At 69.5% G+C, this 22,212-nt stretch carries 18 protein-coding genes and 2 riboswitches; of the genes, 6 read left to right on the top strand and 12 right to left on the bottom strand.

Annotation, left to right across the window (positions count from 1 at the left end):
• Positions 1–22: 22 nt before the first annotated feature.
• A complete protein-coding gene (locus GD429_RS34700; protein WP_034184158.1) occupies positions 23–1,081 on the bottom strand; it encodes a HoxN/HupN/NixA family nickel/cobalt transporter in 1,059 nt (352 codons plus the stop codon).
• A 186-nt stretch (positions 1,082–1,267) separates the two neighbouring features.
• Positions 1,268–1,532: riboswitch (cobalamin riboswitch) on the bottom strand.
• A 126-nt stretch (positions 1,533–1,658) separates the two neighbouring features.
• Positions 1,659–1,896: riboswitch (cobalamin riboswitch) on the top strand.
• 109 nt (positions 1,897–2,005) lie between these two features.
• On the opposite strand from GD429_RS34700, the gene cobA reads away from it, so the two are divergent.
• Genes cobA through GD429_RS34680 form a run of 4 tightly spaced genes read left to right on the top strand, consistent with a single transcriptional unit; the run spans position 2,006 to position 5,139 of the window.
• Positions 2,006–2,815, top strand: a complete 810-nt coding sequence (gene cobA / locus GD429_RS34695; RefSeq protein ID WP_193727277.1) for a uroporphyrinogen-III C-methyltransferase — start codon at positions 2,006–2,008, stop codon at positions 2,813–2,815.
• Positions 2,812–3,189, top strand: coding sequence for a cobalamin biosynthesis protein (locus tag GD429_RS34690; protein WP_152864006.1), 378 nt, complete (start codon positions 2,812–2,814; stop codon positions 3,187–3,189). The genes cobA and GD429_RS34690 overlap by 4 nt, the downstream gene beginning before the upstream one ends.
• Before the next feature lie 34 nt (positions 3,190–3,223).
• Positions 3,224–3,826 (top strand): cob(I)yrinic acid a,c-diamide adenosyltransferase, encoded by a 603-nt coding sequence (gene cobO / locus GD429_RS34685; protein ID WP_034184156.1) that lies wholly within the window; start codon positions 3,224–3,226, stop codon positions 3,824–3,826.
• Positions 3,827–3,828: 2 nt separating this feature from the next.
• On the top strand, positions 3,829–5,139 hold the full coding sequence (locus GD429_RS34680; RefSeq protein ID WP_321575091.1) for a cobyrinate a,c-diamide synthase: 1,311 nt from the start codon (positions 3,829–3,831) through the stop codon (positions 5,137–5,139).
• 86 nt (positions 5,140–5,225) lie between these two features.
• Here GD429_RS34680 and GD429_RS34675 read toward each other — a convergent pair whose 3' ends face one another.
• The 4 genes from GD429_RS34675 to GD429_RS34660 form a co-directional block, all read right to left on the bottom strand.
• Positions 5,226–5,525, bottom strand: coding sequence for a type II toxin-antitoxin system RelE/ParE family toxin (locus GD429_RS34675; RefSeq protein ID WP_152864004.1), 300 nt, complete (start codon positions 5,523–5,525; stop codon positions 5,226–5,228).
• On the bottom strand, positions 5,515–5,760 hold the full coding sequence (locus GD429_RS34670) for a type II toxin-antitoxin system ParD family antitoxin (protein ID WP_152864002.1): 246 nt from the start codon (positions 5,758–5,760) through the stop codon (positions 5,515–5,517). The genes GD429_RS34675 and GD429_RS34670 overlap by 11 nt, the downstream gene beginning before the upstream one ends.
• 121 nt (positions 5,761–5,881) lie before the next feature.
• On the bottom strand, positions 5,882–6,421 hold the full coding sequence (bamE, locus tag GD429_RS34665; RefSeq protein WP_152864000.1) for an outer membrane protein assembly factor BamE domain-containing protein: 540 nt from the start codon (positions 6,419–6,421) through the stop codon (positions 5,882–5,884).
• A 184-nt stretch (positions 6,422–6,605) separates the two neighbouring features.
• Positions 6,606–7,769 carry a M20 aminoacylase family protein gene (locus GD429_RS34660; protein WP_321575090.1) on the bottom strand — a complete coding sequence of 388 codons (1,164 nt, stop codon included), beginning with the start codon at positions 7,767–7,769 and terminating at the stop codon, positions 6,606–6,608.
• A gap of 343 nt (positions 7,770–8,112) precedes the next feature.
• Between GD429_RS34660 and GD429_RS34655 the strand changes: the two genes are divergently transcribed.
• Together GD429_RS34655 and GD429_RS34650 are read left to right on the top strand one after the other, a co-directional pair.
• The gene (locus tag GD429_RS34655) at positions 8,113–9,186 is read left to right on the top strand and encodes a type IV toxin-antitoxin system AbiEi family antitoxin (protein WP_152863998.1); all 1,074 of its coding nucleotides are present in this window, start codon (positions 8,113–8,115) and stop codon (positions 9,184–9,186) included.
• Positions 9,155–10,060, top strand: coding sequence for a nucleotidyl transferase AbiEii/AbiGii toxin family protein (locus GD429_RS34650; protein ID WP_152863996.1), 906 nt, complete (start codon positions 9,155–9,157; stop codon positions 10,058–10,060). Before GD429_RS34655 ends, GD429_RS34650 begins: the two co-directional genes overlap by 32 nt.
• 48 nt (positions 10,061–10,108) lie before the next feature.
• Here GD429_RS34650 and GD429_RS34645 read toward each other — a convergent pair whose 3' ends face one another.
• The 7 genes from GD429_RS34645 to GD429_RS34615 form a co-directional block, all read right to left on the bottom strand.
• On the bottom strand, positions 10,109–10,435 hold the full coding sequence (locus tag GD429_RS34645) for a PIN domain-containing protein (RefSeq protein ID WP_227791969.1): 327 nt from the start codon (positions 10,433–10,435) through the stop codon (positions 10,109–10,111).
• Between the two features lie 77 nt (positions 10,436–10,512).
• A complete protein-coding gene (locus GD429_RS34640) occupies positions 10,513–11,529 on the bottom strand; it encodes a GNAT family N-acetyltransferase (protein ID WP_152863995.1) in 1,017 nt (338 codons plus the stop codon).
• Entirely contained in the window at positions 11,529–12,368 is an 840-nt protein-coding gene (locus GD429_RS34635) for a formyltransferase family protein (RefSeq protein WP_152863993.1), read from the bottom strand. Before GD429_RS34635 ends, GD429_RS34640 begins: the two co-directional genes overlap by 1 nt.
• Positions 12,369–12,455: 87 nt before the next feature.
• Positions 12,456–14,741, bottom strand: a complete 2,286-nt coding sequence (locus GD429_RS34630; protein ID WP_415748971.1) for a TonB-dependent siderophore receptor — start codon at positions 14,739–14,741, stop codon at positions 12,456–12,458.
• 46 nt (positions 14,742–14,787) lie between these two features.
• The gene (locus GD429_RS34625) at positions 14,788–16,164 is read right to left on the bottom strand and encodes a lysine N(6)-hydroxylase/L-ornithine N(5)-oxygenase family protein (protein ID WP_152863989.1); all 1,377 of its coding nucleotides are present in this window, start codon (positions 16,162–16,164) and stop codon (positions 14,788–14,790) included.
• Between the two features lie 32 nt (positions 16,165–16,196).
• Positions 16,197–17,222: a GNAT family N-acetyltransferase gene (locus GD429_RS34620; RefSeq protein ID WP_152863987.1), complete on the bottom strand. Its 1,026-nt coding sequence runs from the start codon at positions 17,220–17,222 to the stop codon at positions 16,197–16,199.
• On the bottom strand, positions 17,212–22,209 hold the full coding sequence (locus tag GD429_RS34615; protein ID WP_152863985.1) for a non-ribosomal peptide synthetase: 4,998 nt from the start codon (positions 22,207–22,209) through the stop codon (positions 17,212–17,214). The genes GD429_RS34620 and GD429_RS34615 overlap by 11 nt, the downstream gene beginning before the upstream one ends.
• Between the last annotated feature and the right edge of the window lie 3 nt (positions 22,210–22,212).

Genomic DNA, 22,212 nt, shown 5'->3' with positions numbered 1-22,212 from the left:
TATCCAGGGTCGTAAGGGGGAGTCAGGCCGAGATCGTCACGTCGATCTCGTCGTAGCGCTTTAACCGGTAGATCAGGGCCGACACGAGCCAGCATGCGAGGAACAGGCCGATCACGACATAGCCGAGCATGCCGAAGTGCGACGCCACCATCGACGCGAAGCCCCACACCGGGCCCTGCAGCGACAGCTTGTCCGCGAGCAGCGCGAGCACCTCGATGCCGCCGATCAGCGCGGCGACCAGCACCGACACGAAGGTGATCGTCATGTTGTAGTAGATCTTGCGGATCGGCCGCACGTACGCCCAGCGATACGCGCCCATCATCAGGATGCCGTCGGTCGTGTCGACCAGCGTCATGCCGGCGGTGAACAGCATCGGCAGCGCCATTACGGACCAGAACGACAGGCCGCCCTGCACCTGCGCCGCCGAGATGCCGAACAGCGCGATCTCGGTCGCCGTATCGAAGCCGAAGCCGAACAGGAACCCGACCGGATACAGGTGCCAGCTGCGCGACACGAGCCGGAACAGCGGACGGAACAGGCGCGCGAGCACGCCGCGCTGGTTCAGCAGCAGGTCGAGATCGGCGTCGACGATCGGCTCGCCGCGCCGTGCGGCGCGAAACGTCCGGTAGACGGAAATCAGGATCAGCAGGTTCGCGATCGCGAGCACCAGCAGGAAAAACGCCGACACGCTCGTGCTGATCACGCCGCCCCACGCTTTCATGCTCTCGAAGCGCGCGAGCGACGCGGCCGTGAGCGCGACCACGACCGACATCACGATCACGACCGTCGAGTGGCCGAGCGAGAAGAACAGGCCCGCGCCGAGCGGGCTGCGGCCCTCCTGCATCAGCTTGCGCGTGACGTTGTCGATGGCCGCGATGTGGTCGGCGTCGACCGCATGGCGCAGCCCGAACACGTACGCGAGCAGCGCGGTGCCGAGCAGCACGGGCTGGCCGTGGAAGGCGGCGAACGCCCAGATCCACGCGCCTGCGTTGAAGGCGATCAGCAGCGCATAGATCGCGACGATCTTGCCGCGCAGCCCGGACGGACTGTCGTTGAACAGGCGAAACAGCGAATCGAGCATGATGCTCCTTTGCGAACGGTCGACATGAAGAATGCCAACACGGCCGTCGCGGCTCGCCCCGTGCGGTCCGGCCCTTCATCGGGCCGGATCGTGCGCACTCGCGCAGGCGGCCGGACGACGGGAATCGGGAAACGCTCGGGTGTCGGGCATGCTGCGGCCGTGGACGATGCGCCGCCTCCCCGCGGCGCTGAACCCCAACGTTTAGGCCGGTATCCGGGCTGACGAACACGCCGCTTCGCCTTCCCGGACGCGCGGGGCATCCAGTGGCGGTCGTCCGCATGCGTGCGGCATGCGGCGAAGCGGCGCTGCATCGCGGCGGGCACGATGCGTTCGCTTACCGTTGCGGGGGCAGCACAGGTTGGCTCGACTGCGTCGCAGGCAGGCTCCCTGTTTCCCGTTTAACTGCGCACGCCGGAGGGCGCGCGCGAGCACCAAAACGCGTGCGAGTGTAGGCCGTCGGGGGCGGGAGCGTCAAGGCGGCACGGGCCGCCGAACGGCGTCTTGCATGGCCGCCGCGCCATGCCGGAGACCGCTTCCGGCATCGGCGAAGCGGGTTCGCGCGGGCGAATCGCTGTGCTATCGTAGCGCCGCGTTCGGTGCTCGCATGCGCATTCCGCGCATGCAGTTAAACGGGAAACAGGAGGCGGACGTCCGCCCGGCCTGTGCTGTCCCCGCAACGGTACGCCGCCCGCGCGACGCGCTTCCCCGCGCACGCGCCCATGCCGCCCACGATGCCACTGCCCTTCAGCCGGGCGGGAAGGCCGCGGCCTGGCAAGCGGCCAGCCCGGATACCGGCCGACGCAAGGGGCGAGCCCGACGCTCGCCGAACGCCCGATCCGCGGGGGACGGATGGGGTGCGCATTCCACCCGCGTTCGCGCGGGCTTCGCCCGATCCGCCATGCCTTGCCTGTCCGCCGGCCGCCGATGTGCCGCCCGCCTGCCCCTTTCCACTGTTTCGACACGGTGCGCGCCGTGCCGCGTGCGATGAGCCGCGCCTGGCTCATCGGCGCCGGCCCCGGCGACGCCGACCTGCTGACGCTCAAGGCCGTGCGCGCGATCGGCGCGGCGGACGTGCTGCTCGTCGACGATCTCGTGAACCCCGACGTGCTGCGCCATGCGCGCGCCGACGCGCACATCGAGCATGTCGGCAAGCGCGGCGGCCATGCGTCGACGCCGCAGGAAGCGATCGTCGCCGCGATGCTCGCGCACCTGCGCGCCGGCCGCAGCGTCGCGCGGCTCAAGGGCGGCGATCCGTTCGTGTTCGGCCGCGGCGGCGAGGAACTGGCCGCGCTCGGTGCGGCCGGTTTTCCGGTCGAGGTCGTGAACGGCATCACCGCGGGCATCGCCGCGCCGGCCGCGCTCGGCATTCCGGTCACGCAGCGCGGCGACGCGCAGGGCGTGATCTTCGTCACGGGCCACGGCGCGGGCGCCGACGAGCCCGACTGGCGCGCGCTGGCGGCCACGCGCATGACAATCGTGATCTACATGGGCATCCGCCGGCTCGATGCGATCGCGGCGGCGCTGCGCGACGGCGGCCTGCCCGGCGATACGCCGTGCGCGGCGATCGAGAACGCGACCCGCCCCGAACAGCGGCACGTGCTCGCGACGCTCGACACCGTCGTCGAACGCGTCGGCGCGACCGGCATCGGTTCGCCTGCGATCGTCGTGATCGGCCGCGTCGCGGCGCTTGCCGACGATCCCGCGGTGCGTGCGGCGCTCGGCGGCGGCGCATGATGCGCGTCGCGCTCGGCGTCGGTTTCCGCGCGGGCGCGACGGCCGCGCAACTCGATGCCGCGATCCGCGCGGCGCTGGCGCTCTACCCGGCCGCCGAACCGGCGCTCGTCGCGACGCTCGCCGACAAGGCGCGTGCCCGCGCGCTGCGCACGCTGTGCGCGCGACGCGGCTGGCCGCTCGTCGCGTTCGACGCGGCGCAACTCGCGAGCCGTCCCGAACTGGCCGCGAGCGGCCCGTCGGACGCCGCGCTCGCGCGCTTCGGCGTCGCGGGCGTGGCCGAGCCGTGCGCGCAACTCGCGGCGCCGCACGGCCGGCTGCTCGGCCCCAAATCCATCCGGAACGGCGTGACGGTCGCACTCGCCGGCCCGCTCTGAACCCTTTGTTTCGCTTTCGACAGGACGATTCCCGATGAAGACCGATTCCGAATCCCATCAGCGGATGGCCGAGCGCCGCCGTGCCGGCCACGAGAAGAAGCAGGCCGCCGCCACCCATGAAAAAGGCCTGCTGATCGTCCACACCGGCAACGGCAAGGGTAAGAGCACGGCCGCGTTCGGCATGGCCGTGCGCGTGCTCGGCCACGGCATGCGGCTCGGCGTCGTGCAGTTCATCAAGGGCGCGCTGCACACGTCCGAGCGCGACTTCCTCGGTGCGGTCGCGGAATGCGACTTCGTGACGATGGGCGACGGCTATACGTGGAACACGCAGAATCGCGACGCCGACATCGCGACCGCGCGCAAGGGCTGGGACGAGGCGCGCCGGATGATCGAAAGCGGCGACTACCGGATGGTGATCCTCGACGAGCTGAACACCGTGCTGAAGTACGAATACCTGCCGCTCGACGAAGTGCTCGCGACGCTCGTCGCGCGTCCGGAGTCGGTGCATGTCGTCGTTACCGGGCGGCACGCGCCCGATGCGCTGATCGACGCGGCCGATCTCGTCACCGAAATGCGGCTCGTCAAGCATCCGTACAAGGAGCAAGGCGTGAAGGCGCAGCGCGGCGTGGAGTTCTGAGCGTGCCGGCCTGCCCCGCGCTGTTCGTCAGCGCGCCCGCGTCCGGTCAGGGCAAGACGTCGGTGACGGCCGGCCTCGCGCGGCTGCACCGCCGGCTCGGCCGCCGCGTTCGCGTGTTCAAGACCGGGCCCGATTTTCTCGATCCGATGCTGCTCGAACGCGCGAGCGGCGCGAGCGTGCATGCGCTCGACCTCGGGATGGTCGGCGAGGCCGGCTGCCGCGCGCTGCTGGCCGAGGCCGCGCGCGATGCGGACCTGATCCTGATCGAGGGCGTGATGGGGCTGTTCGACGGCACGCCGAGCAGTGCCGACCTCGCGGCCGCGTTCGGCGTGCCGGTCGTCGCGGTGATTTCCGCGAAGGCGATGGCGCAGACCTTCGCGGCGATTGCGTTCGGGCTCGCGCGGTTCCGGCCGGGGCTGCCGTTTCACGGCGTGCTGGCGAACCGCGTCGGCTCGGCCCGGCATGCGCAATTGCTGCAACAGGCGCTGCCCGACGACCTGCGCTGGCTCGGGCACGTGCCGGCCGATGCGGGCATCGCGCTGCCGGAGCGGCATCTCGGCCTGCACCAGCCGGCCGACATCGACGATCTCGATGCGCGGCTCGAACGCGCGGCCGACGTGCTCGCGCAGACGGCGCTCGCCGAATTGCCGCCTGCCGTCGCGTTCGCGGAACCGGACGTCGCGGCGCCGCTGCCGCGTGCGCTCGCCGGCAAGCGGATCGCCATCGCGCGCGATGCGGCGTTCTCGTTCATCTATCCGGCGAATCTCGCGCTGCTCGATGCGCTCGGTGCGCAGCTGCGGTTCTTCTCGCCGCTCGCCGACGAACCGGTGCCGGACGATTGCGACGCGCTGTTCCTGCCGGGTGGTTATCCGGAACTGCATGCGGCGACGCTCGCGGCGAATGCCGAAACCGCGCGGACGATTCGTGCGCATGCGGCCGCGGGCCAGCCGATCGTCGCGGAATGCGGCGGGATGGTGTATCTGTGTGAATCGCTGACCGACGTGGACGGCGCAACGACGCCGATGCTGGGCCTGCTGCCGGGCCAGGCGACGATGCAGCGCCGGTTCGCGGCGCTCGGCATGCAGCAGCTCGATACGCGCACCGGGCCGATACGCGGGCATACGTTTCATTATTCCCGGCTCGCCACGCCGCTGGAACCGGTCGCGAACGCGGTGCGCCCCGACGGCGCGTCGGGCAGCGGCGAAGCCGTCTATCGCCGCGGCGCGATCGTCGCGACGTACATGCACATGTACTGGCCGTCGAATCCGGATGCGGTCGTGGCGTTGTTCAGCGGGGAAGCTGTACTAGATTGATCGATACCGCGCTCGGCTCGAGACGGCACAAGTCATGCCCGGATTGCGGGGCACTTTGCAACGATCGCGTCGCTCGACGCGCGCGGCTACAGATGTCGTTCGATATCCATCCGCTGATGCAGGACCCGAATCACATCGATCGTGTCATCCGTTTCGCGATAAAACACGACGTGAGAGCCAACTGCGTACCGGAAATACCCATCCCGAGCAATGCAAGTCCGACCAGCCTTCTTGCCGCGTGCCAGCGCTTCCATCGTCCCGATCAGATCCCGGTGGTAGTGGTCTGCCTGTTCCAGTGACCAATGCTCGACGGTATAACGCCAAATGTCTTCGAGATCGAGTTCGGCCAGCGGGGTTAGCCGAAGCTGTCTGCCTTTAACCGCCATGCGTGGCCCGCATGCGGACCAGGAAGGCCTCGCTGTCGAATGGCTTGGGCTCCCCTGATGCCTCACCGGCCTTCAACGCTTCCTGCAACGCGCGCATTTGCGTTTCGTGCGACTCGAGGAGCCGCAAACCGGCGCGCACGACATCGCTTGCGGAACCGTATCGCCCCGATTGCACTTGAGCGTCGACGAATTCGGCAAAGTGGTCGCCCAGGGAAACGGATGTGTTTCGCGACATGAGTCACCTCCTTTTCGATGCGATGATCATATACCAAAATTTGGTACATCTCGCATTCGGACGCACTGGCGACCTTGTCGATGTCCAGCCCTGCGCCGCGTGCGTTGCTTCCTTCGTCAAGTCAGGGTTTTTCGCGGCCCGGCGCTTCCGAACGCGAAGTCCGGATCACGGTGCCGTCGGGCGAGAAATGCGCATTGAACATCGCATCGCCCGAAACGCCGCCCTCGGCCCAGTGCCAGCTCCACACCTCTTCATGGCTCAACGCGTATTGCGCGACCTCGGTCGGCTTGCCCAGCAGTTGCCGCACGTCGTCCTTCGACATCCCGGGCACGACCTTCGCAATGTTCGCCGCCGTCAGCGCCTGCGTGATCGACACGAGCCGGCCGTCGGGCCCGAAATCGAGCATGTAGGTGCTCGTGCCGTACGGGCCGCGCGGATACTCGAACCGTTGCGAGCCGTCGTCACCCTGCCTGACCATCTCGGGCTTGCCGGCCTGGCGGAGCACGTCTTCGGTCGTCGAGACACCCGGCTGCAGGTTGCCGAACGCCATCGGATCGGGCTTGATCGCATTGACCGCATCGGCCACTTTCTGGTCGTCGCACCCGGCCGCCAGAACGCCGACGGCGCAGGCCGCCAGCACGGTCAGAAGCTGTTTTCGCATTTCGTCCACACCTGTATTCATCGAGCCGATCCGGCGTCGCGCGCAGCGTAGCACGCGGCCTGCCCCGCCGATGTCAAGGAGCGTCAAATCAATGTGCAGCCTGCGCGCGTCCGATTTCGTGGACGTGGATGCGGACGCGCTTGCGCACACAGTGCGGCGGCTGCCACGCCGCCGCGCCGCTGCGTCAAACCAGGAACGCCTCGGCCAGCTTCACCCAGTACGACGCACCGGTCGGCAACGCAGCGTCGTTGAAGTCATAGCCCGGGTTGTGCACCATGCAGCCGCCGTCCCCGTCGCCGTTGCCGATGATCAGGTAGCAGCCCGGCCGCTTCTCGAGCAGGAACGCGAAATCCTCGCTGCCGGTAAGCGGCATCATCCCGTCGATCAGGTTCGCATCGCCCGCCCACTCGCGCGCGACGTTGCGTGCGAACGTGGTCATCTCCGCATCGTTGACGAGCACCGGGTAGCGGCGTTGGTAGTCGATCGTCGCGGTCGCGCCGAACACGGCTGCCTGCGCGTGCACGACTTCCTTGATGCGTGTCTCGAGCAGGTCGCGCACCTCCGGTTTCAGCGCGCGCACCGACAGGCGCATCTGCGCGCGGTCGGGAATCACGTTCGGCGCCTCGCCCGCGTGGATCGCACCGACCGTGACGATCGCCATGTCGAGCGGCGACACGTTGCGCGACACGATCGTCTGCAACGCCAGCACGATCTGCGCACACACGACGACGGGATCGATCGCCTTGTGCGGCACCGCGCCGTGGCCGCCGCGGCCCTGCACGTCGATGGTCACGGTATCCGACGACGCCATGAACGGCCCCGGCAGGAAACCGAACTTGCCGGTCGGGAAGCCCGGCATGTTGTGCATCGCGAAGATCGCGTCGCACGGGAACAGCTCGAACAAGCCTTCGTCGAGCATCTTCTTCGCGCCGCCGAGCCCTTCCTCGGCCGGCTGGAAAATCAGGTTCAGCGTGCCCGAGAAGCGGCGCTCGCGCGCGAGATGCTTCGCGGCCGCGAGCAGCATCGCCGTGTGGCCGTCGTGGCCGCACGCGTGCATCTTGCCGGCGATCGTGCTCTGGTACGGCAGGCCCGTCGCCTCGTGGATCGGCAGCGCGTCCATGTCGGCGCGCAGGCCGAGGCGCTGGGCGCCGTTGCCCTCCTTCAACTGCGCGACGACGCCCGTGCCGCCGAGCCCGCGATGCACCGTGTAGCCCCACGACTGCAGTTGCTCCACGACGAGGTCGCTCGTCGCGAATTCCTCGAAACCCAGTTCGGGATGTGCATGGATGCGGTGCCGGATTTCGATCATTTCGTCGGCAAGACCTGCGGGAATCACGCTGTGCGTCACGGGGTCGTCTCCTGTGTGCTGTGGGGAATGTGCTGGCAAGGATAGATGGTTCGCCGGCAACCGGGCAGACGAAAACTCGTCGCGGTAGCAACTGATGGTTGCCGTATCGAGCACGGTGTGCGGTAAGCACAAACCAGCCATCCGGACGACTGCCACGCACGATCCGGACACCTGAAACTGTGCGCTCCGCATCGATTGCCCATGCATGAGGATCCGGCGATGGCTGCCATGACATCTGAAATACCTTCTACACATCAAAGGCTTGCGGATTCTTGTTCATTTTTTTGACGCTTGTACATTTTTTGTGTACGCTGACAAAGAAGTGAACAAGCGATCGCCTCTGATGCCCGAGAATGCCACCCTCCCGATGTCGGAACAGCATGTGCTCGACGAAGCCTGCGCCGCGTTCGAACGCGCGACCCGGCGCTTCAGCGCGCGGCCCGTGCGGGTGCCGGCCGAGTACAACGCGCGTGCCGATGCGATGATCCGCTTCGACATTGCCGGGAAGGCATTCGAAATGCCGGCTGCCGTGAGCCTGCGCGCCGAATCGCTGCCGGGCGCAGTCGCGCAATTGCACCGCCGCGGCGGCGCTACCGCGAAGCCCGGCGAACGGCCGCTGATGCTGATCGCGCCGTATCTTTCGGCCGAACTGGCCGCCGGCCTGACCGACCAGGGCATCCCGTTTCTCGACACCGCCGGCAACGCATGCCTGATTCAGCCGGAGGCGACCGTGATGATCGCGGGCCGGCCGAAGCCCGCACGCACCCCGCGCCGGCAGGCGTCGCGCGCGACGACGCCGAAAGGCCTGGCCGTGATGTTCGCACTCGCGACGCAGCCGGGCCTCGTTGCGCAGCCGTATCGGGGGATTGCCGCCGCGTCGGGCGTCGCGCTCGGCACGGTCAATCTCGCGATGGACGATCTGATCGCACGAGGCCTCGTCGGGCAGCGCCGCAACGGCGAGCGCCTGATTCCCGACTGGCCGCGCTTCGTGCAGGAATGGGTCGCGCTGTACCCGAGCCGCTTGCGCGCGAAACTGTCGAGCCGCCGGTTTGCCGGCCTCGCGCCCGACTGGTGGCGCGGCTTCGATTTCGCGTCGTTCGATGCGCGGCTCGGCGGCGAGCCGGCGGCCGACCTGCTGACGCACGACCTGAAGCCGGCCGCGATCACCGTCTATACGCACGGCGCGGCGTCGCCCCGCCTGCTGCTCCAGGCCCGCCTGCGTCCGGACGAGCGCGGCGACGTCGAAATCCTCGAAGCGTTCTGGCCGCGCACGCCTGCGCTCGACTGGCGCGAGCAGGATGTGCCGCTCGTGCCGCCGCTGCTGATCTACGCGGATCTCGTCTCGTCCGGGGACAGCCGCAATCTTGCCGCCGCCGAGCGGATCCATGACCGATACCTCGCCCATCCGCCCGCTTGAAGTCGATGCGCGCCGGCCGCTCGAGCCGGCGGCAGTCGCGCTGCTGCAAGCGGTCGGCAGCGCCTGCGCGCGCCTCGACGCGGCGTTCGTCGTCGCCGGCGCAAGCGCGCGCGACATCCTGATGTGGCATGTACACGGCATCCGGCCGATGCGCGCGACGCGGGACGTCGACGTTGCGGTGTGCGCGGTGAGCTGGCCGTTTCACGAGCAGCTCGTCGATGCGCTCGTCGCGACCGGGCAATTCACGCGCGCGCCGAAGCAGCAGCAAAAACTGCTGTTCGATAGTGGAACGCACGGTTTTCGCACGGAGCTCGATCTCGTGCCGTTCGGGCCGCTCGAAACGCCGCCGGGCGAGATCGTATGGCCGCCGGGCGGCGAATTCGTGCTGAACGTGCTGGGGTTCCAGGAAGCGGTCGACACGGCGCAGCCGGTGTCGATCGACGCGCGCACCGTGGTGCCGGTGGCCAGCCTGCCGGCGCTCGCGCTGCTGAAGTTGCTCGCATGGAAGGACCGGCGCGCGCGCCAGAACAGCGACGCGTACGACCTGCTGTTCCTGCTGCGCAATTTTCACGATGCCGGCAACCGGGAACGCATCTGGGATGTCGCGCCGGACCTGCTCGAGGCGCATGCGTTCCAGCCGGGCCTCGCCGCCGCCGCGCTGCTCGCGCGGGATGCGACGCGGATTGCCTCGCCGCACACGCGCGACGCCATCCGAGCGCTGTTGTCCGACGCAGCGACTTACGCGGCGCTCGGCCAGGATCTGCTGGCACGCGCGTTCGCGCAGTTGCCGGGTGAATTCATCGATGATGCCGACCGGTATCTCGACGCGTTCCGCAACGCGTTCCTCGTTGATCCGCCCGCGCCGCACGCGTGACGCGCCGCTGCGAAACAGCAACGTCATCGCGCTTTCGCCGCACTGCGCTCAGGCCGCCCAGTCTTCGAGCGACAACCCTACGACACGGCCGAATTCGCGGCCATTGTTCGTGACGAGCACGGCGCCGGCCGCGATCGCATGCCCGGCGATCGACGCATCGTTCGCGCCGATCGGCATGCCGCGCGCGGCAAGATCCGCACGAATCGCGGCAGTTGCGTCGACGGCCGCCGTATCCCACGACAGCACGCCATCCAGCCGCGAAACAAATGCCGTCACGAGTTCCGCATGCTTCGGCGACGCTTTCCTGCCGACCGCGCCGAACCGCATTTCGGCATAAGTGATTGCCGACACGAGTCGGTAAGAAGAGCGATCCATTCTTCACGACACAGGCCGCGCGGTCCATATCCCGGGCGGCCGATGCAGGCACGACGCAGGGCCGCGCGCCCGCCCCGTCACGGCAACCGGAAAGTGTCGAAGAATGTGTCGCGCTCGATCACGGTGAGCGCCGCGCGCTTGTGCGGGAAGTCGAATTCCTTCAGCGTGTAGAACCCGAGCCGGTGCATGTACGCGATGTGCCGCACGTGATCGACGCGCGGCTCGCCGACGAGCCGCTGTGTGCGCGGTTCGTCGACGAACATGTAGTGCAGCACCCCGCTCCACCACGCATGCAGCTTGCCCGCGCTCTGGAAGCGCGAGTCGCCGATCAGCAGGTGCAGCCCGCGATCGTAGTCGTGCGCGTCGTAGAACGGCGCGAGGCGGTCCTCCTTCGCCCAGTAGAACTCGAAATAGCCGAACGGCGTGTCGTCGAAATAGCCGATCATCGGGTGCATGTGCGGATCGGCGAGCCGCTCGGCGAGATACGCCGCATGCTCGTCGCGCGTGCCGCGCTGGTCCCAGAACTGCGCGACGCGATCGAGGTTCATCCAGCCGCTGAACAGGTCCGCGTGCGCGTCGATGTCGACGGTGCGCAGGCTGAACGTCATCCCGACCTGCGGCATGGTGCGCGCATAGATCTCGCCGGCCGGCGACGGCGGCCGCACCGGGTGCCGGTGGCCGTTCGTGATCGCGTAGCGCAGCGGCATCCCGCTCGACGCGGGCGCCTTCAGCCACGGCCGCGGGTTCTGCCAGAACGTCGTGCGCGACACGGTCAGGCGCAGCGTGTCGCCGGCGACCTGCGCGCCGTCGATCACGCCCTCGCGCACCGCACGCGCGACGTACGACGCGACGGCCGCCGCACTGGCGCCGCCGAGCGGCACCGAGATCGTTGCCGCGTCGTGTCGCGTGTCGGTATTGAACAGCTCGACGAACGCCGCGAGCAGTACGTCCGGCGAGTCGTCGGGATGCCATGCGTCGAGCGTGTGCTCGGCGACCTGCGTCGCCTGGCCGTGCGCGGCACCGTCGAGCGCGGCGGCTACCTCGCCTTCGACGGCGTCCGCGACGCCGGCCGGTTTCGTCAGCGTGTCTTCCATCACAGTGCTCCCGCGTCGTGGCGGTCGGCGAGCACGTGAAGCCCCCGTTCGAGCGCCGGAAACAGGCTGCGCTGGAAGTTGTTCCAGCGCAGTTCGAGAATCGTGTCGTCCGGCGCGATCGGCGTGTCGAGCACGTCGCAGATCACCTCGCCGGAATCGATGCCGTTGTCGACGTAGTGGAACGACGCGCCCGTCATCGTCACGGGCTCGACGGACGACGTCGCGCCGCTCGCCCAGTCGACCCGTTCGCCGCGCGCGCCGTGCAACGCGTCGAGCGTCGCCCACGCGCCGCGCCGCTGGTACGGCGAACCGTCGGCCGTGATGCCCGGGTGGATGTTCGCGATGCGCCGGTGAAAGCGCGCACCGGGCCGCACGAGTTCGTCGAGGATCACGAGCAGCCCGTCGAGCACGACGACGTCGGCGTCGAGTTCGAGCAGGCGCTCGAGCAAGCGGCGTTCGAACGCCTGTTTGCCCGCCACGCGCTCGCGCGCGTCGCGCGGCAGCCGCCGGTACGTCGACGCAATCGTGCAGAACAGTTCGTCGACCGGCCGGCCCTGCACCGTCAACCCGTCCGGCAGAATCCACGGCCGGCCCGGCGTGCGCGCGAAGCCGTAGTCGGCCACCTTCGCGCGGTCGGCCGGCGAACCGTCGTCGTCGTCGACGATCACGCCCTCGAGCGTGTAGCGCTCGCCGAGCGGCGAGTCGTTCAGGCGCTCGACGAGGAATTCGAGCGGCGCCTTCATGTAGCGCGTGCCACCCTGATAAGCGACCGGCTGGCCGGCGCGATCGGCCGCGCCATTGCGCAGCGACTGGATGTAGACGAGATTTTTCTTCGGCATGGATGCGTCGTGGAAAAAGCGGACGAAGGCGCCGCGGCCGGCCCGCGCCGGCCACGAAGGCCGGCCGGCGGACCGCGGCGCGCAACGTCACCAGTTGTATTTCGCGGTCGCGATCACCATGCGGTCGGTGCCGAAAACGCAGACGTTCATCGACTGGCAACCGCTGATGTAGTGGCGGTTGGCCAGGTTGGTCCCGTTCACGGCGAAGCGCCAGTTACGCGTGTCGTAATGCACGCCCGCGTCGAACAGCGTGACGCTCGACACCGTCAGCGAGTTGTCGGCCGCACCGGCCGACGCGCTCTGGTAGCGAACGCCGCCGCCGAGGCCGAAGCCCGCGAGCGGCCCCGTGTGCCACGTCCAGTCGGCCCACAGCGACGCCATCTGGCGCGGCCGCGGAATGTCGACCGGCCAGTTGTTCAGCGACACGTCGTTCGCCTTCACGTTCTTCACGTCCTGGTACACGTACGACGCGATCAGCGACAGGTTCCGCGTGACCTTGCCGGTCGCGCTCAGCTCGATCCCGCGCGAACGCACCTCGCCGGTCTGCACCGACTTCGTGCCGGTCGTGTCCTGACTCGGCAGCGCCGGCGTGATCCCGTTGGTCTGGTTGATCTGGTAGATCGCCGCGTTCAGCATCAGGTTCTTGCCGGGCGGCTGCCAGCGCAGGCCGGCCTCGATCTGCTTGCCGCGGGTCGGCTGCGGCAGCCCGCCGCCGAGCAGGTTCACGCCGATCAGCGGATTGAACGACGTCGCGTAGCTGATGTACGGCGACAGCCCGTAGTCGCCCTGGTACGTGAGGCCGACGCGGCCGGTGAACGCCGTCACGTCCGCCTTTGTCGACGTGCCGCCCGCGCGGTCGTCCATCCGCATGTTGACCCAGTCCTCGCGGCCGCCGAGCGTCAGCGTCCAGCGATCCCACTTGATCTGGTCCTGCGCGTACAGGCCGAACGTGTTCATCGTCGTGTACGTGTTGGTGCGGAACGTCGACGCCGGATCGAACACCGCCGTCGTCACCGGCAGGTAGACCGGGTTGTAGATGTTCAGCGGCGGCGCGGCGGCGAGCCATTCGCTGTCGGTCGCGGTCTGGCGGTTGTACTGGAAGCCGAGCAGCAGCGTGTGCTGGAGCGGGCCCGTCGCGAAGCGGCCTTCCACGTTGTTGTCGATGTCGAAGCGGCTGTAGTTCATCTGGAACACGCCGGCCCAGCGCGACACGTCGGTCGTGCTGCCGTCGACGAAGCCGTTGCCGAACACCGAGCCGTTGTCGAGCGACAGGTGCATCAGGCGCACGTTCTGCCGGAACTTCCACGCGGAAGTCAGGTTCTGCTCGAACTGGTAACCGACCGACCACTGCTTCTTGCGGTAGTAGTTGAAGTTCGGGTCGCCTTCGTACACGTCCTTGTTGATCTGGCCGTTCGGGTTCGGCAGCACCGTGCCCTGCGCCGGCAGGAAGTTCGACGAGATGTCGCCCCAGTCCTGCAGGTACGTCGCGGACAGCGTCAGCGACGTATCCGCGTTCGGGCGCCAGCGGAACGACGGCGCGAGCGCGACGCGCTGATCGTTGTTCGGGCCGGTCAGCGCATTGCCGTCGCGCGCGACGCCGACGAAGCGGTACGCGTACTTGCCGTCGGCATCGAGCTTGTCGCCGACGTCGATCATGAACTGCTTGCGCGCGTAGTTGCCGATCTGCACACCGGCTTCGCGCACGCGCTCGCCGTCGGCGAGCTTGGTCTGCACGTCGACGATCGCGCCGGGGTCGCCCGCGCCGTACAGCACCGAGGTCGGCCCGCGCAGCACGGTGATGCTGTCGATCATGTACGGATCGACGCGCCAGCTCGCGAGGTTGATCGTGTTCGGCACCTGCAGCCCGTTCACGTAGGCGGTCGGCGTGAAGCCGCGCAGCGCCGCGTACCAGTCGGAACGGTTGTCCGAACCGTACGACGAGAAGCCCGGCACGTAGCGCAGCGCCGCGTTCACGTCGGTCGCACCGGTCATCTCGATCTGCTGCGCGGTGACGACGTTGACCGTCTGCGGGATCTCGTTGAGCGGCGTGTCGGTCTTCGTGCCGGTCCTGCTGCGCTTCGCGACGAGCCCGACCGTGCCGTCGCCTTCCGAGGCCGCGTTGACGGTGATCGCCGGCAGCGTGCCGTTCGGCGAGCCTTTCTGCGCGCCGTTCGTCGTGCCATTTTTCGCGCCGGTCGACGCGCTGGCCGCCGCACTCGCCGCCGCACCGTTCTGCGCACTGCTGGCCGACGCCGCGGCGCCTGCGTTCACGGCCGGCGCCGTCTGGGCATAAACCTGCCCCGCCGCCGCACCGAACGCCACGCTCGCCGCGGCTGCGATCGCACGCAAACGCGTGCCTGTTGCCCACTCCATCTTTCTCTGCTCCACTTTTTTCATGCGGTCTCCGACCGCGCCTTTGTCAAAGAGCGAAAGCCATCCGGCCCGCGCTCACCCCGTTTTCCTGTCGTTTTTCGTGCGGTGCCCGGGCCGCGCCATCGTCATGGGCGGGTGCGATCCCGTCTTCGAGCGACGCGCAGATTTCGTCCGCGCGGCGCGCCAGTACCGACAGCAGCGTGTCGGACAATCCGTGGCTGTCTTCGCAGCAGCCTTGCAGGTAGATGCGCGGCGCGAAGTGCTCGGGCGTCGCGAGCAGGTAGTCGCGCGTCACGTCGCCGCGCGTGAGCGCATCGCCCAGGTGCGGCGCGAGCCCTTCGAGCAGCGCGGAATGCGTGTCGCGGCGATAGCCGGTCGCGAGCACGAGCGCGTCGAAGCGCTCGACGCGCGTGGCGCCGCTCATCCGGTCGCGCAGCGTCAGCTCGATGCGGCCGTCGCCGGTGCGCACCGCGGCCTCGATCGCACTGTTCGCGAGCAGCGCATGGCGCGGCGCGCCGTCGATGCGCTGCAGGTACAGCATTTCGTAGATCTGCTCGATCAGCGGCCGGTCGACCACCGCGTAGTTCGTATCGCGATAGCGCTCGAGCAGCGCGCGGCGCGCGTCGTGCGGCTGCGCATAAACGACGTCGGTGAACTCGGGGCTGAAGATCTCGTTGACGAACGGGCTGTCGTCGGCCGGCTTCAGCGCACCGGCGCGCATCACGAGGCTCGCGTCGACATGCGGGAAGCGGCGCGCGAGATCGATGAACACCTCGGCCGCGCTCTGCCCCGCGCCGATCACCGCGACGCGGCGGCGCTCGCCGTCCGGCGATGCGACGAGCCGGTCGATATCGGTCAGATAGGATGACGAATGGATCACGCGGTCGCGGCCGAGCGCGGCGAACGCATCCGGAATCGCGGGCGTACCGCCGACGCCGACCGACAGCGCGCGCGTGACGCGCTGGCGCTCGTGGCCCGCGGCATCGCGCGACAGCACGCGCAGCGCGTCGATCCGCGCGCCGTCGCCGTGCACGGGCTCGATCGCCAGCACGGTCTCGCTGTAATGGACGCGATCGTCGAACGCATCGGCAACCCAGCTCAGGTAGTCGTGGAATTCGACGCGGGTCGGATAGAAGTTCTTCAGGTTGACGAATTCGTTCAGCCGGCCACGTTCGAACAGGTAGTTGATGAACGTGTAGCGGCTTTTCGGATCGCGCATCGTGACGAGATCCTTCAGAAACGAGATCTGCATCCGGCAATCGTCGAGCAGCATCCCGCGATGCCAGCCGAATTCCGGCTGGCGCTCGACGAAGCAATGGGCGAACGTGCGTGCGCCGCTGCGCTCCGCGAGGCGAATGGCCAGCGCCAGATTCGACGGCCCGAAGCCGACGCCGATCAGGTCGAATACGGTTTCTCTCTGCATGTCTCAGGTCCCTTGTCGGTGATTCCGGCCCGTCAGACGTGACGGCCGGAGAAGAACGTCTCGCGCAGCATGCGCATCCACAGCGGCTGCGCGTCGGCCAGCGCGAGACGGCGCTGCCGCGTGAAGCCATGCCGCGCGAGATGGTCGGCAACCCGCGCGTGGCCGGCCGGAACGGCACAGCCGACCGCTTCGGTACGCGGGTCGTCGAGAAACAGGTAATGAACGACGGACGGCAGCCAGCCCGCGACGCAATGCGGGCCGCGCCAGCGCGATTCGCCGACCAGCATCCGCAGCCCGCGGTCGTAGTCGCGCGCCGCGACGTGCGGCGCGAGCGCGTCTTCCTTCAGCCAGAACGCCTCGAAGTACGCGAACGGCTCGCCGTCGAAGCAGCCGACCAGCGGCGTCACGTGCGGATCGGCGTCGGGTGCGGCCCCTTGCGCGCCGGGCTGCGCCCCCGGCCAGCCGTCGCGCACGCGCGGCTCGTCGAACCAGCGCGCGAGCCGCACGGTGTCCTCTGCCGGCTGCCAGCCGCGCAGTGTGAAGCGCACGCCGAGCGCCGGCAGGTCGCGCGCGTAGACGTCGCCGCGCGGCGCCGGCGGCCGGCGCGGATGACGCCGGCCGTCGGTGAGCATCGGCAGCGTCGCGCACCGCAGATGCGTGCCGACGAGCCACAGGTCGGCCTGCTGCGCCCAGCCGTCGCGCATGCAGCGGCCGCCGTCGGCGAGCACGCCGCTCGCGCGCAGCGCGTCGAGCGCGACCGCCGGCCACGCGGCCGGGTCGAGCCGGATCGCCGCATGGTGCGCGCCGTCCGAAAACGCCGCGGACAGTGCGGCCAGCAGCGCGCGCCGCTGGTCGGCCGGCGTCGCGCGATGGTTGTATGCGACGAGGCGCAGCGTGCCGTCGTCGGCGAGTTGCGCGCGCAGCAACTGCGCGCCGATGCCGCGGCCCTGCGCGACGCGGATCTCCGTACCGTCGCGCGCGGCGAACAGGCCGTCCGCGAACGCGAGGCGGCACGTATCGGGCATCGTGAATCCGTCCGGACGCACTTCAGCCAGCATGGCGTTCCTCCTGTCCTGTTTCCGCGCGCGCATCGAGCCGCGCGCCGAGCGCCGCGAGCGTCGGCGACGCGAACACGTCGGCGACCGTCAGCGCGTGACCGGCACGGCCGGCCGCGTCGACGAAGCGCACGACATCGAACGACGTTGCGCCGGCTTCGAACAGGTCCGCGCCGGGCTCGGGCGCGGCCCTCGAGAATGTGTCCGACCATAGCGCCGCGAGCGCGGCAGCCGCGTGCGACGGCGCGTCGGCCCGGGTTTCCCCGCTTGCTTGCGCGCTGAAGACCGCATCCGTGACCACACGCGCATCGGGCGCGCCGAGCGCCGCCTCCGACGCGCCGGCAAAACGCGCGACTTCGTCGTGATAGACATCGACGAGCGCATCGACGAAACCGCCGTCGAGCAGTTCGTCCGCATACGAGAACGCGGCGCTCACGCGGCCGTCCGGATGTTCGACGACATCCAGCTCCAGCGTGAACACGACGCGATGGCGCACGTCGTCGAATTCGGCCAGCGACAGGCCGGCCCAGTCGCGTGCGGCCGCGCCCGTCGGGCGCAGGTAGTTGAACATCACCTGGAACAGCGGATTGGCCTGCGCGGTACGGGGCGCGCGCAGCGCCGCGACGACGTCGGCGAACGGCACGTCGGCATGCGCATACGCGGCGAGCGCCATATCGCGCACGTGGGCGAGCACGTCCGCACGGCGCGCGGCCGGGTCGATCCGCGTACGCACGACGACCGAATTGATGAACAGGCCAAGCGCATCGCGTGCCGCGTCGCCGGTCAGTTCGCGTGTCGACGCGAGCACGCCGACCGGCTGGTCGGTCGCACCCGTCGCACGGAACAGCGCGGTGTTGAGTGCCGCATGCAGCAGCATCGGCAGCGTCGCGTGCGCGGCCGATGCGGCGTCGCGTGCGGCGCGGATCAGCGAAGCGTCGAATTCGAACGCGATGCGTGCCGCACGCCATTGCGGCACGGCCGGCGCATCGGCGCGCTGCGGCAGCACGCGCGACGGCAGATCGGCCAGCGCGTCACGCCAGTACGCGATGCGAGCCGGATGGCACGGTGCGGGCAGCACGAACGGTACGACCAGTTGGGCGGCCAGTTGGACAGCTTCGTCGACCGGCACGTCGTCGCCGCGTACGCGAGCGACATAGCGCGCACGAACCGCATCGAGCCACCGCTCGATCGATTCGCCGTCCGACACGATGTGATGGATCGTCACCGACAACACGTGGTCGTCCGCGCCGAGCCGCAGCACGCGCGCGCGCCACAGCGGCGCATCGGCAGCGAGATCGAACGGTGTGAGCGCATCGTCGGCGGTCAGCGCCGAAGCGCCGGCAAGCGCATCGGCGCTGACCGCCGACAGGTCGACGACCGGCAATTCGACCGTCGCCGCCACATCGATCCGCTGGCCCGGCAGCGCACCGTCGTGAGCGACGAGCCGCACACGCAGCGCCGGATGAACGGCCGCCACATCGGAGAACGCGGTACGCAGCGCATCGATGTCGAGCGGGCCGCGCACGCGCAGCGCGACCGGGATGTTGTACGCGGCGCTGTCCGGCTGCGCGCGCCACAGGAACCACAGGCCGAGCTGCGCGGGCGACAGCGGCCACACGCCGTTTGCGTCGGGTTTGGCCACCGCGACGCCCGGCGCAGAGGCACCGCCATGCGCGGCGCGCGGTGCGTCGGCCACCTGCAGCGCGTACTGCGCGAGCACGGGAGCCTCGAACAGCGCGCGCACGGGCATGTCGCGGCCGAGCCGTTCGGCCACGCGCGTCGCGACGCGCACGGCGGCGAGCGAATGACCGCCGAGATCGAAGAAGTGATCGCCACGGCCGACGCGCTCGAGATTCAGCACATCGCACCAGATCGCCGCGAGCTCGGCTTCATCGCCGTCGCGCGGCGCCTCGTACGCACGTTCGACGCGCACGGGCGCCGGCAGCCGCGCGCGGTCGACCTTGCTGTTCGCGTTGCGCGGCAGCGCATCGAGCACGATCAGTTGCGCGGGCACCATGTAGTCGGGCAGCGTGCGGCGCAGGTGCGCGTCGAGCGTCGCGACTTCGACGGGCTGCGCGGCCGCCTGTGCGTCGGCGGTCAGTTCGACATACGCGACGAGCTGCGCAAGCGCGCCCTGCCCGTGCACGACCGCGCACGCTTCGCGCACCGCATCGTGCGCGGCAAGCTGCGCCTCGATTTCGCCGAGCTCGATGCGCAATCCGCGCAGCTTCACCTGATGATCGACGCGGCCGATGAAGTCGAACACGCCGTCCGCGCGGCGCCGCACGAGGTCGCCGGTGCGGTACAGGCGCGCGCCCGGCGCACCGTACGGATCGGGCACGAAACGCTCGGCCGTCAGCGCCGGGCGGTCGAGATAACCGCGCGCGACGCCGATCCCCTCGCCGCCCAGGTACAGCTCGCCGATCACGCCGACCGGCAGCGGATGCAGCCGCTCGTCGAGCACGTGCGCGGTGCGTGCGCCGACCAGCGTGCCGATCGGCAGATACGCGGCGTCGCCGAGCTTCGCGAGATCGTCATCGGGCCGGAACATCCACAGCGTCGGCGTGATGACCGTCTCGGTCGGGCCGTAGCCGTTGACCACGCGCACGTTCGGCAGCGCGCGGCGCAGCATCGCGAACGCCTCGCGCGACGTCGCTTCGCCGCCGACGGTCAGCGAACGCAGCGTCGGCGGTGCGCCGTGCGCGAGCGCCCATTCGGCGAGCTGCGCGGCGCAGCCGGGCGGCACGTAGGTCATCGTCACGCCGTCGCGGACCATCATCGCGCAGGTCTGCGCGGGCGGCCACAGCACGTCGGCCGTCACCGACACGGCGGCGCCCGACATGTATTGCGAAAACCAGCCTTCGTGCGCGCCGTCGAAGTTGACCGACTGAAACAGCAGGAACACGTCGTTCTCGCCCGCGCCGTAGCGCTCGGCAATCGCCGCACAATGCAGCGCGAACGACGCATGGTCGACGATCACGCCCTTCGGCTTGCCGGTCGAGCCCGACGTGTAGATCGCGTAGGCCGCATGGCCGGGCAGCACGTCCGGCAGCGCGACGTCCGCGGCTTCGTCGAGCGCATCGATTTCATCGGCGCGCCACGCGCGCAGTTCCGGCAGCCCGGGCAGCGACGCGACGCTCGCGCCGTCGGTCAGCACGTGCGCAATGTTGGCGTCGCCGACGATCTGCGCGAGCCGTTCGCGCGGATGGGCCGGATCGAGCGGCACGAACGCGGCGCCCGACTTCAGCACCGCGATCAGCGCGACGAGCAGGTCGACCGAGCGCTGCAGCGCGACGCCGACGCGCATCTCGGGCCGCACGCCTGCCGCCACCAGATGACGTGCGAGGCACGCCGCACGTGCATCGACTTCGCCGCGCGTCAGTGCACGATCGATATCGGCAACGCCGCGTGCGTCGGGCCGCGCGTGTGCATGTGCGGCGATGCGTGCATGCACGGGCACGAACGGTTCGGCTTCGGTCGCGCCCGCCGGCGCGTTCCAAGCGAAGAGCTGTGCGCGCTCGTCGGCGGGCAGCCAGTCGAGGTCGCCGACCGGCTGGTCGGGCCGCGCGAGCGCATCGGCGAGCAGCGTGACGAAGCGCGCGGCCAGTCGTGCAATCGCGTCGGCGTCGAACAGGTCGAGCGCGTAGATGAACGCGGCGTCGAACGTACCGTCGGGCGTTGCCTCGACGGCGAGCGTGAGATCGAATTTCGCGGACGGCGTGCCGGACGGCAGCAACGCGGCGGCTGCCGCGCCGAGCGCCGGCAGCGCGCGGCGCTCGCCGTAGGCTGCCATCACCTGGAACAGCGGATGGTGGCTCGCGCTGCGCGGCACGCCGAGCGCATCGACCACCTGCTCGAACGGCACGTCCTGGTGCATCTGTGCGTCGACGAGCGCGCGCTGCGTGCGCGCGACCAGCGACGAGAAATCGCCGTGCGCGGGCACGTCGACATCGATTGCAAGCGTGTTGACGAAGAAGCCGATCAGGCCGGCGACTTCCGCGCGTTCGCGGTTTGCAGCCGGCACGCCGACGCAGATCCGCGCATCGCCGGTCGCGCGCGCGAGCAGCGCATCGAGCGCGGCGAGCAGCACCGCGAACGGCGTCGCACCCGACGCGGCCGCGAACGCACGCAGCTGCGCGCCGACGCGCGCGTCGAGCGAAAACACATGGCGGGCACCGCGCGCACTGCGGCGCGCGGGCCGTGCGGCCGCGCCAGGCAGCGTCAGCACACCGCGCTGCGGATCGAGCCGTTCGCGCCAGAACGCGAGCTGGCGATCGCGTTCGCCGGCGTCGAGCCAGCGGCGCTGCCACAGCGCGTAGTCGGCATACTGGATCGGCAGCGGCGCGAGCGGCACCGGCTGGTCGGACGCATACGCGTGGTAGAACGCCGCGAACTCTTCCAGCATCACGCCCGACGACCAGCCGTCCGACACGATGTGGTGCACGGTCAGCGCGAGCCAGTGGTGCGTCGCGTCGAAGCGGACCAGGTGCGCGCGCACGAGCGGCGGCGTGCCGAGATCGAACGGTTCGGCTTCGTCGGCCGTCGCGACGGCCTCCGCGCGCGCGGCGCGCTGCGCGGCCGGCAACGCTTCGAGATCGGTTTCGCGCCACGGGCAGCGCAGCGGCGCATGGATCGTTTGAGCGACACCGTCCTGCGCCTCGTCGAAGGTCGTACGCAGCGCTTCGTGACGCGCGATCAACGCGTCGCAGGCAAGACGCAGCGCATGCGCGTCGACCGGGCCCGTCAGCGCAAGCCGCTCGGTGATGTGATACGCGTCGGGCGCATCGATCAGCCGTGCATGCAGCCACAGCCGCGTCTGCGCGAACGACGCCGGCACGCGGTCGCTGCGCGGCGTGCGCGGCGGGATCGGCAGCACGCGGAAGTCGATGCCGGCCGCGCCGAGCTTGTCGATGAAGACCGCGCGCTGCGCGTCGGGCAGTTGCGCGAAACGCGTCGCGAGCGCGAGCCAGTCGGGTTGAACCTTCGTCATCCG

Source organism: Burkholderia sp. BE17 (assembly GCF_009362305.1).
In the GTDB taxonomy this organism is placed as follows: Bacteria; Pseudomonadota; Gammaproteobacteria; order Burkholderiales; family Burkholderiaceae; genus Burkholderia; species Burkholderia pyrrocinia_C.
Note: the sequence above shows the minus strand (reverse complement) of the source record. Positions and strands in the feature narration are given on the sequence as shown.

Coding starts and splice junctions, on each gene's coding strand:
- GD429_RS34700 (WP_034184158.1), bottom strand. CDS start 1,081: ATGCTCGATTCGCTGTTTCGCCTGTTCAACGACAGTCCGTCCGGGCTG.
- cobA (WP_193727277.1), top strand. CDS start 2,006: ATGTGCCGCCCGCCTGCCCCTTTCCACTGTTTCGACACGGTGCGCGCC.
- GD429_RS34690 (WP_152864006.1), top strand. CDS start 2,812: ATGATGCGCGTCGCGCTCGGCGTCGGTTTCCGCGCGGGCGCGACGGCC.
- cobO (WP_034184156.1), top strand. CDS start 3,224: ATGAAGACCGATTCCGAATCCCATCAGCGGATGGCCGAGCGCCGCCGT.
- GD429_RS34675 (WP_152864004.1), bottom strand. CDS start 5,525: ATGGCGGTTAAAGGCAGACAGCTTCGGCTAACCCCGCTGGCCGAACTC.
- GD429_RS34670 (WP_152864002.1), bottom strand. CDS start 5,760: ATGTCGCGAAACACATCCGTTTCCCTGGGCGACCACTTTGCCGAATTC.
- bamE (WP_152864000.1), bottom strand. CDS start 6,421: ATGCGAAAACAGCTTCTGACCGTGCTGGCGGCCTGCGCCGTCGGCGTT.
- GD429_RS34655 (WP_152863998.1), top strand. CDS start 8,113: ATGCCCGAGAATGCCACCCTCCCGATGTCGGAACAGCATGTGCTCGAC.
- GD429_RS34650 (WP_152863996.1), top strand. CDS start 9,155: ATGACCGATACCTCGCCCATCCGCCCGCTTGAAGTCGATGCGCGCCGG.
- GD429_RS34645 (WP_227791969.1), bottom strand. CDS start 10,435: ATGGATCGCTCTTCTTACCGACTCGTGTCGGCAATCACTTATGCCGAA.
- GD429_RS34640 (WP_152863995.1), bottom strand. CDS start 11,529: ATGGAAGACACGCTGACGAAACCGGCCGGCGTCGCGGACGCCGTCGAA.
- GD429_RS34635 (WP_152863993.1), bottom strand. CDS start 12,368: ATGCCGAAGAAAAATCTCGTCTACATCCAGTCGCTGCGCAATGGCGCG.
- GD429_RS34630 (WP_415748971.1), bottom strand. CDS start 14,741: ATGGAGTGGGCAACAGGCACGCGTTTGCGTGCGATCGCAGCCGCGGCG.
- GD429_RS34625 (WP_152863989.1), bottom strand. CDS start 16,164: ATGCAGAGAGAAACCGTATTCGACCTGATCGGCGTCGGCTTCGGGCCG.
- GD429_RS34620 (WP_152863987.1), bottom strand. CDS start 17,222: ATGCTGGCTGAAGTGCGTCCGGACGGATTCACGATGCCCGATACGTGC.
- GD429_RS34615 (WP_152863985.1), bottom strand. CDS start 22,209: ATGACGAAGGTTCAACCCGACTGGCTCGCGCTCGCGACGCGTTTCGCG.